This is a genomic window from Priestia sp. RMT2NF4, assembly GCF_047872835.1.
GTDB classification, from domain to species: Bacteria; Bacillota; Bacilli; order Bacillales; family Bacillaceae_H; genus Priestia; species Priestia zanthoxyli.
Window position 1 is genome coordinate 192,645 of the sequence record NZ_JBLQZO010000003.1, and the last position, 16,976, is coordinate 209,620.

Consider the following 16,976-nt stretch of genomic DNA (forward strand, 5'->3'; position numbering starts at 1 on the left):
GAGAGTTTTTTTATCAGTAAAAGTATCGTTGCTTATTCAGCCGTCGCAATTTCTTCTTCTACATCATGGTCTTCTAAATTAGCATTTAGAAATTCACTTGTTTCCGATAAATTGAGATTTAATTTCGTTTTTTTGCAAATTTGAATGGTAACATCTTGAACGGAGACGTCTAAAACATGTCCACCTTCTTTTTTATATTCATCAATAAAGTGCAGGTGATACCCGGGAACACCGATGCCTGAAGAATATTCTGGCGTGTAAAAACCTGCTAGTGTTCCATTTACATCTGAAGATGTAAATGTAGGCTGATCAGCAGCTGCATCTACCATGGAAGGATAGGGTTTCTCTTGCTTTGCAACAGTGCGAGTTTTTACTTCTTTAAACTTCCCGTCAATACGAACTGCATAGAATAAATTCGGACTGGGAATAAGCTCGTTCATTAAGGTTTCTAGTTGTTCACGGTTCATTTCCTCTTCTACACGATAAGAGATATCTTCATAAAAGGTTGTCATAATGGCAAAAGGTGTTTTTGCATCTTCACTAATAGGTGCGGCTTTCCCATCAGCAATGTGATAAAATTCTCCGTCAAAGGCAATCATTTCACCATCCAGCTGATTAAACGTGCCGATGCCGAAATCACCTTTCTTAGCTAAATCCCTGTATGTGACAACACCGTCAAATACTCCGTCCAATAAAGCAATCATAGTGGAAGTTTGGTGAATCGTTAATTTTTCTTTATTGCTCATTCTTTACTCAGTCCTTTCAGTTAATTTGATCTGGCAGTAGCTGTGTATTTAATTTTTCATTATCTTTATAATCTACAGGCACGTCGATGATAACGGGGCCTTGTTCACGAAAAGCGCTTGCTAGAGTGTCCGAAAATTCTTCTGGTGAGTTCACTCTAAATCCTTTGGCACCAAAACTTTCAGCAAGCGTAACAAAGTCTACACTCCCGAACTCTACCGCAGATTTTCGGCCATATTTAATCTGCTGTTGAAAGCCAACCATATCGTAGGTTTGATCGTTCCAGATAATGTGAACAATTGGTAAGTTTAACCGAACGGCTGTCTCGAGCTCCATAGCTGAAAATAAAAACCCGCCGTCTCCAGACATGGACAGAACTTTTTTATGGGGGCGAACGAGTGCAGCTGAAATAGCCCAAGGCAAAGCAACACCTAGCGTTTGCATGCCGTTGCTGAATAGTAAATGCTGAGGTTCATAGGAACGAAAATAACGAGCCATCCATATGTAATGCGAACCAACGTCACATGTGATGGTAGTATCATCTTCAACAAAGTCCTGCAGAGCTTCAATTAACTGTAGGGGATGAAGGTGAGTGTCATTAGAAAACTCGTACTGATCGTCAGGTTGTTCAAGTTTGCTTTTTAGCGTTTTTAAAAAAGAAGCACTTTCTGTTGAACGTATTAAATGTGGGAGTTTATCCGTTAATATGTCGATGGTGCTTGGGATATCCCCTACTAACTCAATTTCCGGCTGATAATGGTGGTCAGCTTGTGCTTGTACATCATCTAAATGAATAATGCTTCTTTGACTTTCTGAGTTCCAAAGAGAAGGAGGGTATTCAATTGGGTCATATCCGATTGTTAAGACGACGTCAGCATGCTTCAATAAGACGTCTCCAGGCTGATTGCGAAAAAGACCTACTCGTCCAAAAAAGTGAGTTTCAAGCTCTCGTGAAACAGCTCCCGCACCTTGGAACGTTTCTACGACAGGAAGGTCATGTTCTGCTACGAGTTGACGGATTGATTCCACTGCTTTAGATTTACTTGCTCTCATACCTAAAAGTAAAACAGGTAGTTTTGCTGTGCGAATAGTGTGTATAGCTTGGGCAACAGCGTCTAAATTAGCAGCGCCAATCGTAGGAGTTTTTAGAAAGGATAGAGTGGAAGCTGATGTTTCGCCATCCATTACATCCTGCGGCAAGCTGACAAAAGATGCTCCTGAAGGAGAAGAAACTGCTTCACGAAAGGCGTCTGTTATCACTTCTGGAACGTTTGCAGCATCTTCTACCTCAACGCTGAATTTGGCGATAGATTTAAATAGTCCTTCATTGTCCATTGATTGATGCGTCTTTTTTAATCGATCTGCTCTTGGAACGGCTCCTGCTAGGGCTACCACTGGATCACCTTCAGAAGTAGCAGTGACAAGGCCAGTGGCTAAATTAGCGGCACCTGGACCTGATGTGACAAGGCAAACGCCCGGCGTACCTGTCAATCTTCCCATAGCAGCTGCCATAAACGCAGCATTTTGTTCGTGGCGGCAAACAATTACTTCCGGTCCTTTTTCTTTCAAAACATCAAATACGCCATCAATTTTGGCTCCTGGAATGCCAAAAATATAAGGCACATTCTGACTTGCCAAACTTTCTACTAGTAAATCGGCGCCTTTTTTTGTTTCGGTAGTATCAGCATTACTCATCATGCATTCTCTCCTTTAAGTTTCTTAAATAAGTTTTAAGGCCTACTGATTGAATACCCAATTTGTATGACAACTAACCAAAGGAAAGGAGAAGGTTTTAATTTTCTAAATAAAAAACTTCCCTAATTAATTAGGGAAGCAGAGATGTACCTATTGCGAATAAAACACATCTGTTTTATCTGTAGGTTTATGGTACTTGGGGGATAGCAAGTGAAAGTCCTACGCGGCTCTTATTTGGTATGGTTAAAAAGCTTTTGGTAACGAACAATTTTTTGATCTAGCTTTTGACTTAATTTTAAGATCTCACCGTGAGAATAGCTGCTTGTTTTCTTAGCTAATTGGTAAATATCTGATTGTAAGGCTCGAATTTCTTTTTCTAACTGTGGTTGCTTCATTGAAATCCTCTCCAAGTCAGAATACTTCTATCTTCTATCTTTTATCTAATAGTATGAAATTCCTTCATATTTGTAAAATGTTTTTTGTTTTGAAAAATATGAAATAGGTAAAGAGCTGCTGACAAGCTTTGTCGAACACTTTTTTTACCTATTTTCAACAAATATGATATACTAAGGCTAGGAAAAATGACAATCCGGAGCGCACGTTCAGTTATTCTTAACAAGCGAATGAATTCTTAGCTTTGACAAGTTTAACTTGTAAGGTGAAGAAATTCATCACATAATCTTATTAGATCTGAACCTTGTTAGCCCGGATGAGGATTTGTCGAAAACGATTCACTAGAAAAAACCTTCGAGACCGCCAACTCGGAGGTTTTTTTATTTTTGTGTATGGGAAGTAAAAAAAAGACATAGACTAATAAAGAAAAAGGTCCTGCACCCATAATCGGCCGTAGTTGATTACACCTTGTCCATTTCTGCAAGGAAGCTGTCTTTTTACTATAGGGAAGTGCCGCCAAACACCATTCCCTAAAGACAATCACCACACGAGCCTTATGGATGAAGAACCCTTTAGACGATACTTATCGGTGATTACTTATTTTACTACTGGAAAAATAGCAAAACAAGAGCGACTATGGCTCCTAAAAGCTCCACGTAAGCCGTTAGGAGCTGAACATTCTCAGCATCTAGGAAAAATGACTTGAGGATTCGTCTCAGACTATCCACCACCTTTTTTTTCCTTGCGTGAGTTCCCAAGGGAAAGAAAGGGGACGACAGTGCTTCTTTATTTTAACAAAAGTAGGAAATGATAAGTAGATTTATTTGAAGTGTAAATTAAAAAAGCATGTAAAATACATGCTTTTTTAATTTGGGTAAATTTCTTTTATGCGTCCGACTTGTCCATCTGTTAAACGAACTTTGATACCGTGCGGGTGAAAGCTTGAATTGGTCAGAATGTCTTTGACCGTTCCGTGTGTAAGTTTTCCAGAACGCTGATCTGCTTTTAAAACAATGTCGACTTCAATTCCAGGGGCTACGTCTTTTCTATTTTGTCCGTTCATTATACACCTGTTCTCTTTCGCTGATTATTCGTTTTTTTGGTTTGTTGACTCGTCAGCTTTTTGGTTGCTTGATTGGTACTGCCGTTCTTAGCTTTACTTGAAGATTGATTTTTCTTATTAGCAAGCTGCTGTTTGATAGCATCTTGAAGGCTAATTTTCTTTTTAAGTTGTTCTGTCATAAAGGTTCCTCCTGAATACGTACATCGTCTGAAAAAATAAAGAAAGTAAGGGAATGAAAAAGCTGACTATCTAGTCAGCTTTTTTTAATTAGAAACAGTGACTTCTTCTACAGGCTGCATAAGTACAGCTTCTTTATCAGGGTACGTTTTTTCAATATGATGTTCTCCCCAAGAGCATAGTGAATCAAGAATGCTTTTTAAAGACCATCCGTAATCTGTTAAAGAATATTCTACTCGAGGCGGCATTTCATTGTACATTTTTCTAACAATGATGCCGTCTGCTTCAAGCTCACGAAGCTGCTGCGTTAATACTTTTTGTGTAACGCGCGGCATAATTCTTTTTAATTCTCCAGGGCGTTTTGTCCCTTTAATTAAGTGGCAAAGAATAACGACTTTCCACTTGCCTCCAATGACTTCTAATGCCGCTTCCACTGGAATATTATATTTTTTCACGTTAACAACTCTCCTTGTTCTAGAGATAACGGTTAAATGCATGGTTTCGCATTTTTTCTGATGTTTATCATACCACTATAGCGCAGAATTTTCTAGGTGTAAGCATTTTTTTAGAATACCCAATAGTTCATGACTTTAGTATTTATGCTTATTGTAACCTCCAGGTACCTATATCACTTGAAAGTGCGTACTTTTTCTTTGGTTCTACATCGCTCATAATAACAATTGTTGATGGCCGGTTAGCGAATATATGAAGGGTACCTAAGCTAATCAGCTGTAAGAGAAGCTATTATAAAAAGTTATTATAACGAACAGGAGGCGTTAAGAAGTGAATACACTTTCACAAACACAACAAAGTAAAAAAAGCGGTGCTTTGCCGCTATTAGCGCTAGCTATTAGCGCCTTTGGAATCGGGACAACAGAGTTTGTTCCAGTAGGTTTATTATCATCGCTTGCAGATGATTTAAATATTTCCATTACACTAGCAGGGTTATTAATTTCAGGGTACGCAATGGGAGTTGCATTTGGAGCGCCCGTATTAACAGCATTAACAAGTAAAATGAGCAGAAAATCATTGCTGATGCTATTAATGGTTATTTTTATCGTAGGAAACTCAGTAGCAGCTTTATCAACAAGCTTTGGGCTGCTGCTTATAGCACGAATTATTACTGCATTTTCACACGGGATTTTCTTTTCTATCGGTGCGACTATCGCTGCTGATTTGGTGCCGGAAGATAAGCGGGCAAGTGCCATTGCTTTAATGTTTACAGGTTTGACAGTTGCAACTGTTACAGGTGTTCCACTTGGTACATTTATCGGACAAGCTTTCGGCTGGAGAGCAACATTTTGGGGAGTAGCGTTACTTGGCGTTATTGCCATTATTGCCAGTGCTCTTTTAGTGCCTAAAAACTTAAAAGAAGCGCCGCCGGCAAAGTTTAGTGATCAATTAAAAATTTTGAAAAACGGGCCGCTTTTACTATCGTTTGCTATTACTGCTTTAGGTTATGGCGGAACGTTTGTAGCTTATACGTATTTAGCACCTATTCTTGAAAAGTTAACAGGATACGCACCAAGCGCAGTTAGTATCTTGCTATTAGTATACGGCGTAGCAGTAGCCATCGGAAATACGATTGGAGGAAAAGCTGCGAATAAAAATCCGTTAAAAGCATTATTTTGGATGTTTTTAATTCAAGCCGTTATCTTAGTTATTTTATCGTTTACTGCATCGTTTAAAGTAGCGGGAACAATTACGATTTTTGCCATGGGCTTATTGGCATTTATGAACGTACCTGGACTGCAAGTGCTGGTCGTGAACTTAGCTGAAAAGTATGTTCCTTCAGCAGTAAACGTAGCCTCTGCGCTGAATATTGCTGCATTTAACGTTGGAATTGCTATTGGTTCTTTTGTAGGCGGCCTGATTGTTGATTCCATTGGTCTTGTTCATACTCCTTGGATTGGAGGAGTGATGGTTTTAGGAGCGGTCTTATTAACCGCATGGAGCCGCTCAATAGAAGCAAAAGCAAAATAAAACAGAGATCATCGCCTTTTGCGATGATCTCTTAGCTATAAAAGGAGAGGAAGCAAATGACTGCATTTCAATATCATAAGGCGTATCGTCGTATGTACAAGGAGAATGAGTTAACGTTAGGTTTGCATATGCCGCTTGAAAATTATCAGTATGCCACGCCTACGATGGAGAAACAAGTAGAGCTCACGCAGCTTGCAGAACAATATGGGTTTACAAGCTTATGGTTCCGTGATGTCCTTCTTCAAGATCCATCATTTGGCGATCCAGCCACGGGTCAAATTTATGATATGCTTATTCATTTGACTTACCTTGCCAGTCAAACAAAAGAAATTGCTCTCAGTACATCTGCTATTGTGCTGCCTTTACGTCATCCGCTTCGTGTAGCTAAAGAAATGGCAACCATTGATCAGCTTTTTCCTGAGCGTTTGATTATGGGCGTATCCTCTGGAGACCATCAAGCAGATTTTCGAGGGTTAGGTATTCCTCATGAAGAAAGAGGAAAGCGATTTGCAGAGGCTTTTCATTATTTAGAAGAAGCGTTAAATAAAGAATTTCCATCTATCCAGTCTGCTTTGGGGTCCATTCAAGGAGCAAATGTTGTTCCTAAGCCAACGAAACGTATTCCAACGATGATCACGGGATACAGCCAGCAAAATATGGAGTGGTTTGCACAGTATGGAGACGGCTGGATGTACTATCCTCGTCATCCGCATTTTCAAGCAGAAGCCATTAAACAGTGGAGAGAACTGGTTGATATCTATCATCCAGGCGTTTTTAAACCTTTTACACAACCTATGCATCTAGATTTGGCAGAAGATCCAAATGAAATGCCAACGCCAATTCGTTTAGGATTTCGAGCAGGGCGTAATACATTAATTGAGCTTCTTTCTATTTATAAAGAAATAGGAGTTAACCATCTCTTTTTTGCTCTTTTTGATAGTAAGCGTCCGGCTGAAGAAGTCATACATGAGCTTGGTGAAGAAGTGCTTCCGCATTTCCCGTCTCATATGTAGCAAACAAAAAGAGGCTGAGACAAAAGCAGTTTACTTAAAGGAAAATCCGAACGATGAATCGTTCGGATTTTTTCATTTATCCAATTCGCTCATCTTTAGATTCCAGATTCCATTGATTTCGTTATGTCTAACGCTCTTTTTATATAGATTTCAAGTTATAGGATATATAAGAAATATGTATTAGAGTTATTGATCCTATGTTCTTTATAATAAAAGTATCCATTATCTCCTTGGGTGATATAAAGTCGAAAGGAGAAACACGATGAGTGTTGCATTTCTATTTCCAGGACAAGGTGCACAATATGCTGGTATGCTTCATGATATAAAAAATAAATGGGGATTAACGACTACGTTTGAAGAAGCAAGTGAGGCTTTAAATCAAGACGTATTATCGTTAGATTCGTCAGAAAAATTAAAATGTAATAAAAATGTTCAGATATGTCTTTTTATTGCAGGAGTGGCTACGGCTAGGTCGTTTAAAAACAAAGGTTACTCGCCAGACGTGGTAGGAGGGCATTCAATAGGGGCGTTTGGAGCAGCAGTTATATCTGAAGTGTTATCTTTTAAAGAAGCTCTTTTTCTTGTGGGAAAAAGAGGGGAACTGATGGAAAATGCCTATCCTGATGGTTATGGTATGGGGGTTGTAATGGGACTGCGCGAACATCAGCTTCTCTCTATTGTACATGAAATATCCACCGATGCAGCTCCTGTTTACGTAGCGAATCTAAATGCTCCTGATCAAATAACGCTTTCTGGCACCTTAAAAGCAATTGAGGAAGTTCTTGAAAAAGCATCTAAAAAAGGGGCTAGGAAAACCAAAATGCTTCATGTAACGGTGCCTTCTCACTGTCCTCTTATGGAAGGAGTTTCGAGCGAATTACGAAAAGTAATAACGGAAGTGAAAGGAAAAGACCCGATCGTTCCTTTTATAGGTAATTGTAAAGCTCGGAAATTATGGAAAGCTGCTGATATTAAGGAAGATCTGGCAGAGAGTGTTGCCCTGCCCGTCCGTTGGCATGATATGACGGAAGTTATGTATGAAATGGGTACAAGATTATATATTGAAATGGCTCCAGGAAGAGTACTAACGGATTTGACTGCTAAGAGCTTTCCGGAAGCAAGGGCTATTTCTGCAGCCGAATCTACTATGAAATCTGTGTTAATTTTAATGGAGAAAGAAAAAATGTAAGCGCATTAATTTAGGAGTAGAAGAAAGGAGCTAGAACATGAGTGGAATAAAAAAAACTTCAAAATCATGGACAACCCGCCGAGATCAAAAAGCAGCTCGCCTTGCGAAAATAGACCAACTTCTTAAAGGAAAGTTATTGGATAATGAACACATTATTGAAGCGTTAGAATTGCTTATATCACCCGGAGATAAAGTAGTGCTTGAAGGAGACAATCAAAAGCAAGCATCTTTTTTATCAAAGGCGCTGAATGAAGTAAGCGCTGATAAAATAAACGGTCTTCATATGATTATGTCTAGTATTTCACGCCCGGAACACCTCGACATATTTGAGAAAGGAATTGCTGAAAAAATTGATTTTTCGTACGCCGGTGCTCAAAGTCTTCGCGTATCTCAAATGATTGAAGATGGCACGTTGAAAATGGGAGAAATTCATACATATCTAGAGCTTTACGGACGCCTTTTCATTGATTTAATTCCCAATATTGCATTAGTGGCTGCCGATAAAGCGGATGCACAAGGTAACTTATATACAGGAGCAAATACGGAAGAAACGCCGACGATTATTGAAGCAACAGCGTTTAAGGACGGAATTGTCATTGTGCAGGTAAATGAACTTGTTGAAGAACTTCCGCGAGTTGATATTCCGGCTTCTTGGATTGATTGTATCGTCGTGGCCAATCAGCCTTATCAATTGGAAGCTTTATTTACCCGAGATCCTCGTCATATTACAGAGCTCCAAATTCTAATGGCTATGATGACGATTCGAGGTATCTATGAGCGCCACAGCGTACAATCATTAAATCATGGCATTGGCTTTAATACAGCTGCAATTGAGCTTTTGCTGCCTACCTATGGAGAAAAGTTAGGGCTGAAAGGTAAAATATGCAAGCACTGGGCTCTGAACCCTCACCCTACGTTAATTCCGGCTATTGAAAGCGGATGGATTGAGAGCGTACACTGCTTTGGCGGAGAAGTAGGAATGGAACAATACACAGCAGCCCGTCCAGATGTATTTTTTACAGGACGCGACGGCAGCCTGCGCTCAAACCGTGCGATGTGTCAAGTGGCTGGTCAATATGCAGTAGATGCTTTCGTGGGATCAACTTTGCAAATAGATGGAGAAGGAAATTCTTCTACCGTCACATCTGGACGTTTATCAGGGTTTGGCGGAGCGCCTAACATGGGGCATGATCCTAGAGGCCGACGGCATTCTACGTCTGCTTGGTTGGATATGATGAACGATAAGCATGAATTAGCAAGAGGCAGAAAGCTAGTTGTACAAATGGTTGAAACCTTTCAATCAGGAAATGAGCCTGTTTTCGTTGAGTCTTTGGATGCGGTAAATGTAGCTAAACAAGCAAACTTAGCTACTGCTCCTGTCATGATTTACGGGGATGATGTGACACATGTCGTGACTGAAGAAGGAATTGCTTATTTATATAAAGCACAAAGCTTGGAAGAAAGAAAAGCAGCGCTTGAAGCAGTAGCGGGGGTAACGCCTATAGGGTTACGGCACAACCAAAATAAAGTGGAAAGAATGCGCAGAGATGGCTTAGTGGCTTTTCCGGAAGATTTACAGATTCGCCGTACGGAAGCAAAGCGTTCGCTGTTAGCCGCGAAAAGTGTAGAAGATTTAGTAGAATGGTCAGATGGTTTATATAATCCGCCTGCTAAATTTAGGAGCTGGTAAAAAATATGCGTATTCAAGAAGAGTCAAAAACAACTGTGTTTTCTTCATGCCTGATAGCTAAAATGGCAGTTACCGCTTTAGTTGATGAAGCGGTACTTACACCTAAGCCGGGGCTTGTAGATGCAGCAACAACTGGATCTCATCAAGATATGAATATTGAGACGCTGCTAGCCTCTGCTTATGCTTTACAACCGACCTTCTCACAGATTGCATTATATAGTCAAGGAAAGCAGCCGAGTCAGATGCTAAGGGAAGAAATTGCTCGAATTGGACGCGAAGGTGAACAAATTATGTACGGGGCTACGGATGGTGTAAATACACACAAGGGAGCTATTTGGGCATTAGGTCTACTTGCTTCTGCAACAGCGGTTTGCGGTATTCAAGCATCACCTGCATCCATCACAGAAGCTGCAGGAAAAATTGCTCGTTATGCAGATCGCTTTTGTACTCTGCATTCATCTAATGGACTTCGTGTGAAAAAAAAGTATGGCGCAAAAGGAGCGGCTGGAGAGGCGAAGCAAGGATTTCCTCACGTGATTCATATAGGCTTGCCTGCTTTACATAAGGCTCGCAAGCTAGGCATACATGAAACATCAGCGCGGATTGATACTTTAGTAACACTAATCGCCAATCTTGATGATACGTGTATTTTGCATCGTGCTGGTCCAGTTGTATTAGAGGAGGTTAAAATGGCGGCATCCAATGTGTTAGAAGTTGGAGGGGTATCTACATCAATAGGAAAACAGCGGCTGGAAGCGTTAGATCATATTTTTCTATCATCTAACGCTTCTCCAGGTGGAAGTGCAGATTTGCTGGCTGCTGTATTATTTTTAGATCGAATATCTCTTTTTAAAGAATCATAAACGTCTGCAGGGAGGAGTGAGTGGCTAATGGAAACGTTAGTGTTTAAGTACAAAGCCGATCGAAAGTTAACTCAGCGCGCACATGTAGGCGTTGTTGGTTCAGGGGATTTAGAAATCTTAATGGTTCCTTCTGATGAAGAACATGCTCACGTATCAGTACGAACAGGAAGTGAAGGGTTTAGTGAAACCTGGAAAGCCGTATTAGATCGGTTTTTTAGTGCTCATATGATTCAAGCGAAAATTGTAATTAATGATTTCGGTGCTACGCCCGGTGTAGTCGCTTTGCGTCTTGCACAAGCTTTGGAGGTGAGTGAAAATGGGAGTGAATAATCAAAGCTTTATTGAGTTAAATGGAAGAGAACGAGCGCAGGCAATCTTAGATCAAGGTACATTTCGTGAGCTGCTCGGCCCTTTTGACGGGATCGAGTCGCCTCATTTACCTAAGCAAAATATTGTTCCTCAAAGCGATGATGGTGTCATCATAGCAAGTGGGCTAATAGCAGGGGAGCCAGCAGTTGTCATTTCAATAGAAGGAGGATTTCAAGGGGGAGGCATTGGTGAAGTATCGGGAGCTAAAATTGCAGGAGCTTTAGAATTAGCTCTTAATAATCACAAAAAAGGTGTTCCTGTTAGACCTGTTTTTCTATTCGATACAGGAGGGGTAAGGCTGCAAGAAGCGAATTATGGACTTTTGTCGATATCTGAAATTGACTCAGCGGTAGTTGCTCTGCGTGAGCATACACCTGTTGTCGGAGTTATTTCAGGAAATGTAGGCTGCTTTGGAGGAATGTCTATCACTGCTTCACTCTTTAGTTATCTCATTATGACAAAAGAAGCAAGGTTTGGTCTTAACGGCCCGGAAGTGATCGAACAAGAAGCGGGGGTTGAAGAGTTTGATGCAAGAGACCGAAGCTTAATCTGGAAAACGATTGGCGGTATTCAACGCTATGAAACGGGGTTTGCAGATACATTAGCACAGGATGATGTTACTGCTATTCAACGAGCGGTTCAAGAGACGTTTCAAAAAAAAGAAAAAGTAGCTAGTAAAACAGAACAAGTAGATTTTTATAGGCATTTGCTTAGCAAGGTTGATCCTTCAGAAAAAATGGCTCCTTATCAATTTCAAGAATTGTATAAAGCAACAAAAAATGAACATATCCCTTCAGCAGTCTCTTACTCGTTGAACGAAGTTCGAGGTAGCATGCCTAACAGCCGCGGTCGCGTGTGGATTAACGCTTTAATAAATGATGAAGAAGCAGATTTTGAAATTCCTTCCGTTCTTTATAAAGACGCACTGCTAGGAAGAGAAAAGGTCCGATATATATCGGTTGTACCTAATCCTTATAATCGTTTCTTACGTGCACGAAAAGGGGAAGTAGGACTAGATGAAGGATGGGCAATTGCTAAGCACGTTCGTGAAGTAATACAAGAAGATCGAAATCAATCTCCGCGCCCTATAATTGCCATTGTGGACGTACCGAGTCAAGCGTATGGCTATCATGAAGAACTTCTAGGTATTCACTATGCTTGCGCTGCTGCAGCTGATGCTTATGCAGCAGCGCGCTTAGCAGGTCATCCGGTTATTACGTTAATTGTCGGAAAAGCAATTTCAGGAGCATTTTTGGCTCATGGATACCAATCGAATCGAATTTTGGCTTTAAAAGACGAAGGAGTGAATGTTCACGCCATGTCCAAACAGTCGGCAGCGCGCATTACTAAAAGAAGTATAAAAGAACTTGAGGAAGCTTCAAAGAAAGTCCCGTCCATGGCTTATGATATTAAATCATTTGCTTCACTTGGCGCTTTATATGAGCTGGTTAGCGGTATTCAAGCAGAGCAGCCCACAGAGCGCGACGTTCAAATGATTCAAGATATTTTAATTGGAGCAGTAGAAGATGTTCGCTGTGAAGGTGTATACGATTTAAGCAGCCGGCTGCACAGTGAGCAAGCAAGAAAGGAAGGGCGAAAAGCTTCTTTATGGGTAAGAGGTGAGTTGGAAAAACAATGGAATATATAGCTCATGATTTGCTTCAGTTAAAAGAGGAAGCAAAGCTTATCAGTTATACACCTATCCCCGAGTGGGTGGAATATTCATTAGCCAAGGCTCCATTTGTAGTGGTAAGGCGTGCTGTTCACCGAGATAAACTGATACCTATTGGAGTAAGAGGAGAACGAAGGAATCAGCGTTTTGGTGCTTTTTTATCTGAGGAGGCCATTAAACAAACAATTAGGCCGGAAAATCTCGTTTCATTTTTTCAAAACGCCCAGTCTAGAAACATGCCAGCTATACGCGCTTTGGAAGAGGTGGCTATTATTTTTGAAAAATTTGCGTGGGGACCAACCGGCAGTGTAGGGTTCGAGCTTGCAAGCGGTGAAGAAGTTGTCACGACAACCAGTGATTTAGATGTACTTATTCGCCTTTCTTCTTATTTGTCGGTGAAACAAGCGGAAATGATAGTCAGTAAGCTAAAGAGATGCCCAGTTTCTGTAGATGTACAGGTAGAAACAGAAAAAGGAGCCTTTTCTCTAGCGGAATACGCAAAAGGCGAAGAGACGCTGCTTCTGCGTACTGTATATGGTCCTGCCTTAGTAAAACTGAATCAATTAGCATAAAAGACGGATGAGGGATTTGCACCTTTTCCGTCTTTTCTGTCAATACCAGCTTTTTTCTTGGCTTAACAAACGCTTGGCTTCAAGAAAAAATATTTGAATAAACTTTTTGGTGTTAATGCGAATCGGCAAAATTTTAGAATCTCCCTGCAGTTCTTTCATTTTTTTACGAACGGCTGTAAAGTCAAAAAACTTAGAAGCATAATTTTCAAACTTTGGATTTGAAAAATCTGTTAATCCAATAGAAGCAAAATGATTCAGTGAGTGAGTAACTGCTCGTCTTATTCGCTGTTCACAAGCCTTGGTTTCACGATTAATTTCAATAGAAGACGCGTGAGCTCCCAATTTTTTCTCAGCGACATTCACAAAAATATTTTTTAGAGAAGGGAAATGTTTTTCCACACTTTCTCTTTGGTCATAAGTGTACAGAAACTGTAAAATATCCAGTAAATCTTTTGCACCATTTTCTCCTACAATACCTAATTCGGCTAATAAGAATTTCCCTACATCATATAGATGGGCTTGTTTCGTTATCGGCTGGCTTGAAGGGGGAGCGTGATGGGCTGTCGCTAAACTATTCAAGGAGGTTTTAATATCATCGATTGATTTCTCAAGAGAGATTCGTTCAATTACTTTTCGAATAACCGTTAAAATTTCAATTCGATTAATTGGTTTTGTAATATAGTATTCAATTCCTAATGAATAGGCTTCTCCTATTAATTCTTTGGACTCTACCTGTGAAATCATAATCATTTTTCCTTTAAATGAATCTTTTAAATGACGGATCGTTTCGATTCCATCTCGTCCTGGCATAAGTAAATCAATAAATAAAATATCAATTTGCTTTAAATTTAACGTAGAGGCATCTAAAAAGCTGCCGTCTACGACTTCTTCTACAACTTCTCCTAAATCCTCATCTTCAATCAGCTGACTGAGCGTTGAACGAATGGCTGAATCATCATCTGTAATACAAAATCGCATAAACTCATCCTTTCTGAATTAGACTACAAAGAGGTATTTGAATGATAAAAATCATCCCTTTATCTCCTTGTTTAGCTTCAATCGTACCTCCAAGTTCTTGAACAATATCTCTTACGTAAGAAAGGCCAATTCCAGTAGAGGGATTTCCAAATTGATCGTATTTTGAGGTGAAACCAGGTTCAAAAATAGCTTTTTCGTACTTCAAAGGCACGCCAGGACCATCATCTTGTACATGGAATTCTACAAATTCAGCTTGTCTATGTACGGATAAAACAATCATTCCCTCATCTTTAATCGCCTCCACTGCGTTTGCTACCAAGTTATTAATGATCGATAAAATTGTGTAAACGTGGTAGCTGAAATGTTCCCCGGTGACAGAGGAAAAAAAGCTAATTTGTTTGTGAAGAGAATCGGCATATTTTTTGTTGATGCGTACGATCAGCTCGATTAATTCCTCTGCTTTCATATAATTTTGGAAACTTTCATTTGAAATTGTTTTAGATAAGCCCGCAAAAATACGCTGGTTGTCTTTTTTTACTTCGTGAATATCTCCGGCAATCCGAAGCGCTTTTTTACTGAGCGATTGGTTAAGCACAGAATGATCTTTTTCCTGCTGATGTAATACACGGTATAAATCGTACGAGGCTTTTGTAATCACTTCTGTATTATGAAGGGTCTTTTTTAAATGAACGGTTTCTTCATAAAGGCTTGTAATAAGCATTAGCATGTGCTCATTTTGTTTGCGAATTTGACGTTCTCGTGACTGTGATTCATAAATTGTCATCATATTAAAAAAGCTAAGTACAATGAAGCTGTGAGCAAAAGCAATAACGGCCATGTCGGATAATGAATCGATATGAATGGTTGTGTGCAAAACGATATACTGCGCAGTTAGTTCGACTATATCAGCAGCTATTTCAATGATGAGTCCAATTAATCCAATCACAATAGCACTATAGTTCATGCGGCTTACTTTAAAAATAAAAAATAAAAGTGCATACGTAAAGTAAAAGAAAAACGTAGGGTAATGCGTATGTGCAGAAGCCGCAAATTGAAAATGATCGAGCGTGATATAATCGAGCATGATGCGAAAGAGAACGACGCTTAAAGCGGTTAACAAGCCGCCAGATAAAACGGTTTTCCGTTTTAAAAGCAATAGGAAAAAGAAAAATGTAGGAGCTCCAAATGTAATTCGAAATGTTTCATTTAACGGATAAAATTTTAGCTCTCCCGCCAGCGGAACAGTAATGAGCATGAGCAATAAAATGTACGGATCTTTTCGAATGAAAGATTTAAAATTCAGATAATTACACCTCCTGAAGTGATTCGTGAATTAGTATACATTGTGACAGCGTCCAGCACAATGGAGAAGAGTACCAAAGATAAAAATATAATTCCAAAAAGTTTTGTAGGTTTTTGTATGCTCTCGTAGGTTGCATTGTACATTAAAAACGAAAATGAAATCCCGCTTTATGAAAGCGCTTTAAAATAAAAAGTTAATGAAGTGATGAGGTGATTTTAATGAAAAGAGAAATTGAACAGGAAATGTCTTACTTACAGGTCACTGCAAAAGAGCAGTTACACGAGTGGGTAGAGCAAATAAAAGAATTTTCGTCAGAAGGAAAAACGGCTGATTATATCCCCGCTCTGAAAGATATGGACTCGTCTCAATTAGGTATTTGTTTGATTGGTGCTGACGGAACGGTTATCCAGTCTGGGGATTATGAAGCGGTATTTACTCTTCAAAGTATTTCTAAAGTCATTAGCTTTATAGCAGCTTGCTTATGCTGCGGCATTCCCTACGTACTAGAGAGAGTAGATGTAGAGCCAACTGGAGATGCATTTAATTCTATTATAAGACTGGAAATGCATAAACCAGGAAAGCCGTTCAATCCTATGATTAATGCCGGTGCTTTAACGGTTTCATCTCTTTTATCTGGAGAGACGGCAAAAGAAAAACTAAGCTATTTGTTTGATGTAATAACAATGCTTACTGGGAAAACACCACTCATTAATGAAACCGTCTTTGAATCAGAATGGCAAACGTCTCATCGAAATCGTGCGCTTGCCTACTATTTAAAAGAAACAAACTACTTACAAGGAGAAGTAGAAGAAGTTCTAGAGGTTTACTTAAAGCAGTGCTCAATTGAAGTAACGACTGAAGATATTGCGCTGATCGGATTAATTCTATCATTAGACGGATATCATCCAGTGTTTCACAAACAAGTAATTCCAAAAGAAGTAGCTAAATTAACAAAAGCGCTTATGCTTACATGCGGTATGTATAATGCCTCAGGAAAGTTTGCGGCATTTGTTGGTATGCCAGCTAAAAGCGGTGTATCAGGAGGAATCATGTCATTGGTGCCACCTAATACGAAAAAGCAGTCTCCATTTCCAGACGGATGCGGTATCGGAATTTACAGTCCAGCTATTGATGAGTACGGGAATAGCGTAAAAGGCGTTACGCTGCTAAAAAAAATCGCAAAAGAATGGGATTTGAGTATTTTTTAGTCTATTTACGTACTATTCATTCGCTTCAATAATATAAACACCAAGAGAAAAAACTTTCATGTTT

The 16,976-nt window shown here is 39.7% G+C and carries 17 protein-coding genes; 9 read left to right on the forward strand and 8 right to left on the reverse strand.

Annotated features, from left to right (window positions below):
* Positions 1–32 precede the first annotated feature (32 nt).
* The 6 genes from budA to ACMX9J_RS14535 all read right to left on the reverse strand — a co-directional run bounded on the left by budA (position 33) and on the right by ACMX9J_RS14535 (position 4,527).
* Entirely contained in the window at positions 33–746 is a 714-nt protein-coding gene (gene budA, locus ACMX9J_RS14510) for an acetolactate decarboxylase (protein ID WP_028412303.1), read from the reverse strand.
* Positions 747–762: 16 nt separating this feature from the next.
* On the reverse strand, positions 763–2,442 hold the full coding sequence (gene alsS / locus ACMX9J_RS14515; protein WP_098113876.1) for an acetolactate synthase AlsS: 1,680 nt from the start codon (positions 2,440–2,442) through the stop codon (positions 763–765).
* A 227-nt stretch (positions 2,443–2,669) separates the two neighbouring features.
* On the reverse strand, positions 2,670–2,834 hold the full coding sequence (locus ACMX9J_RS14520) for an aspartyl-phosphate phosphatase Spo0E family protein (RefSeq protein ID WP_080754377.1): 165 nt from the start codon (positions 2,832–2,834) through the stop codon (positions 2,670–2,672).
* Between the two features lie 863 nt (positions 2,835–3,697).
* Complete coding sequence (locus ACMX9J_RS14525; protein ID WP_013055498.1) at positions 3,698–3,895, reverse strand: YwbE family protein; 198 nt, start codon at positions 3,893–3,895, stop codon at positions 3,698–3,700.
* Positions 3,895–4,074, reverse strand: a complete 180-nt coding sequence (locus ACMX9J_RS14530; RefSeq protein ID WP_028412301.1) for a hypothetical protein — start codon at positions 4,072–4,074, stop codon at positions 3,895–3,897. Before ACMX9J_RS14530 ends, ACMX9J_RS14525 begins: the two co-directional genes overlap by 1 nt.
* Before the next feature lie 84 nt (positions 4,075–4,158).
* Positions 4,159–4,527 carry a winged helix-turn-helix transcriptional regulator gene (locus ACMX9J_RS14535; protein ID WP_013055500.1) on the reverse strand — a complete coding sequence of 123 codons (369 nt, stop codon included), beginning with the start codon at positions 4,525–4,527 and terminating at the stop codon, positions 4,159–4,161.
* 328 nt (positions 4,528–4,855) lie between these two features.
* On the opposite strand from ACMX9J_RS14535, the gene ACMX9J_RS14540 reads away from it, so the two are divergent.
* From ACMX9J_RS14540 to ACMX9J_RS14575, 8 genes are all read left to right on the forward strand, one after another.
* Positions 4,856–6,055 carry an MFS transporter gene (locus ACMX9J_RS14540; protein WP_014461498.1) on the forward strand — a complete coding sequence of 400 codons (1,200 nt, stop codon included), beginning with the start codon at positions 4,856–4,858 and terminating at the stop codon, positions 6,053–6,055.
* 56 nt (positions 6,056–6,111) lie between these two features.
* Complete coding sequence (locus ACMX9J_RS14545; protein ID WP_416225898.1) at positions 6,112–7,068, forward strand: LLM class oxidoreductase; 957 nt, start codon at positions 6,112–6,114, stop codon at positions 7,066–7,068.
* A gap of 262 nt (positions 7,069–7,330) precedes the next feature.
* Positions 7,331–8,257 carry an ACP S-malonyltransferase gene (locus ACMX9J_RS14550; protein ID WP_416225899.1) on the forward strand — a complete coding sequence of 309 codons (927 nt, stop codon included), beginning with the start codon at positions 7,331–7,333 and terminating at the stop codon, positions 8,255–8,257.
* Between the two features lie 37 nt (positions 8,258–8,294).
* Entirely contained in the window at positions 8,295–9,947 is a 1,653-nt protein-coding gene (gene mdcA, locus ACMX9J_RS14555) for a malonate decarboxylase subunit alpha (RefSeq protein ID WP_154973544.1), read from the forward strand.
* Between the two features lie 5 nt (positions 9,948–9,952).
* Complete coding sequence (locus ACMX9J_RS14560; RefSeq protein WP_034269473.1) at positions 9,953–10,810, forward strand: triphosphoribosyl-dephospho-CoA synthase; 858 nt, start codon at positions 9,953–9,955, stop codon at positions 10,808–10,810.
* A 27-nt stretch (positions 10,811–10,837) separates the two neighbouring features.
* Positions 10,838–11,140, forward strand: a complete 303-nt coding sequence (locus tag ACMX9J_RS14565) for a malonate decarboxylase subunit delta (RefSeq protein WP_028412295.1) — start codon at positions 10,838–10,840, stop codon at positions 11,138–11,140.
* Positions 11,127–12,827 carry a biotin-independent malonate decarboxylase subunit beta gene (gene mdcD, locus ACMX9J_RS14570; protein WP_416225900.1) on the forward strand — a complete coding sequence of 567 codons (1,701 nt, stop codon included), beginning with the start codon at positions 11,127–11,129 and terminating at the stop codon, positions 12,825–12,827. The genes ACMX9J_RS14565 and mdcD overlap by 14 nt, the downstream gene beginning before the upstream one ends.
* Complete coding sequence (locus ACMX9J_RS14575) at positions 12,815–13,423, forward strand: malonate decarboxylase holo-ACP synthase (RefSeq protein ID WP_028412293.1); 609 nt, start codon at positions 12,815–12,817, stop codon at positions 13,421–13,423. Before mdcD ends, ACMX9J_RS14575 begins: the two co-directional genes overlap by 13 nt.
* Before the next feature lie 39 nt (positions 13,424–13,462).
* On the opposite strand, the gene ACMX9J_RS14580 is transcribed toward ACMX9J_RS14575, so the two are convergent.
* Together ACMX9J_RS14580 and ACMX9J_RS14585 are read right to left on the reverse strand one after the other, a co-directional pair.
* The gene (locus tag ACMX9J_RS14580; RefSeq protein ID WP_028412292.1) at positions 13,463–14,401 is read right to left on the reverse strand and encodes a response regulator; all 939 of its coding nucleotides are present in this window, start codon (positions 14,399–14,401) and stop codon (positions 13,463–13,465) included.
* A 4-nt stretch (positions 14,402–14,405) separates the two neighbouring features.
* Complete coding sequence (locus tag ACMX9J_RS14585) at positions 14,406–15,656, reverse strand: ATP-binding protein (protein ID WP_033578101.1); 1,251 nt, start codon at positions 15,654–15,656, stop codon at positions 14,406–14,408.
* A gap of 266 nt (positions 15,657–15,922) precedes the next feature.
* On the opposite strand from ACMX9J_RS14585, the gene ACMX9J_RS14590 reads away from it, so the two are divergent.
* Entirely contained in the window at positions 15,923–16,912 is a 990-nt protein-coding gene (locus ACMX9J_RS14590; protein ID WP_028412290.1) for a glutaminase, read from the forward strand.
* Positions 16,913–16,976 lie beyond the last annotated feature (64 nt).

Excerpts from the sequence above, each read along its gene's own strand:
- budA (WP_028412303.1), bottom strand. The coding sequence starts at position 746 with ATGAGCAATAAAGAAAAATTAACGATTCACCAAACTTCCACTATGATT.
- alsS (WP_098113876.1), bottom strand. The coding sequence starts at position 2,442 with ATGATGAGTAATGCTGATACTACCGAAACAAAAAAAGGCGCCGATTTA.
- ACMX9J_RS14520 (WP_080754377.1), bottom strand. The coding sequence starts at position 2,834 with ATGAAGCAACCACAGTTAGAAAAAGAAATTCGAGCCTTACAATCAGAT.
- ACMX9J_RS14525 (WP_013055498.1), bottom strand. The coding sequence starts at position 3,895 with ATGAACGGACAAAATAGAAAAGACGTAGCCCCTGGAATTGAAGTCGAC.
- ACMX9J_RS14530 (WP_028412301.1), bottom strand. The coding sequence starts at position 4,074 with ATGACAGAACAACTTAAAAAGAAAATTAGCCTTCAAGATGCTATCAAA.
- ACMX9J_RS14545 (WP_416225898.1), top strand. The coding sequence starts at position 6,112 with ATGACTGCATTTCAATATCATAAGGCGTATCGTCGTATGTACAAGGAG.
- ACMX9J_RS14550 (WP_416225899.1), top strand. The coding sequence starts at position 7,331 with ATGAGTGTTGCATTTCTATTTCCAGGACAAGGTGCACAATATGCTGGT.
- mdcA (WP_154973544.1), top strand. The coding sequence starts at position 8,295 with ATGAGTGGAATAAAAAAAACTTCAAAATCATGGACAACCCGCCGAGAT.
- ACMX9J_RS14560 (WP_034269473.1), top strand. The coding sequence starts at position 9,953 with ATGCGTATTCAAGAAGAGTCAAAAACAACTGTGTTTTCTTCATGCCTG.
- ACMX9J_RS14565 (WP_028412295.1), top strand. The coding sequence starts at position 10,838 with ATGGAAACGTTAGTGTTTAAGTACAAAGCCGATCGAAAGTTAACTCAG.
- mdcD (WP_416225900.1), top strand. The coding sequence starts at position 11,127 with ATGGGAGTGAATAATCAAAGCTTTATTGAGTTAAATGGAAGAGAACGA.
- ACMX9J_RS14575 (WP_028412293.1), top strand. The coding sequence starts at position 12,815 with ATGGAATATATAGCTCATGATTTGCTTCAGTTAAAAGAGGAAGCAAAG.
- ACMX9J_RS14580 (WP_028412292.1), bottom strand. The coding sequence starts at position 14,401 with ATGCGATTTTGTATTACAGATGATGATTCAGCCATTCGTTCAACGCTC.
- ACMX9J_RS14585 (WP_033578101.1), bottom strand. The coding sequence starts at position 15,656 with ATGCTCATTACTGTTCCGCTGGCGGGAGAGCTAAAATTTTATCCGTTA.
- ACMX9J_RS14590 (WP_028412290.1), top strand. The coding sequence starts at position 15,923 with ATGAAAAGAGAAATTGAACAGGAAATGTCTTACTTACAGGTCACTGCA.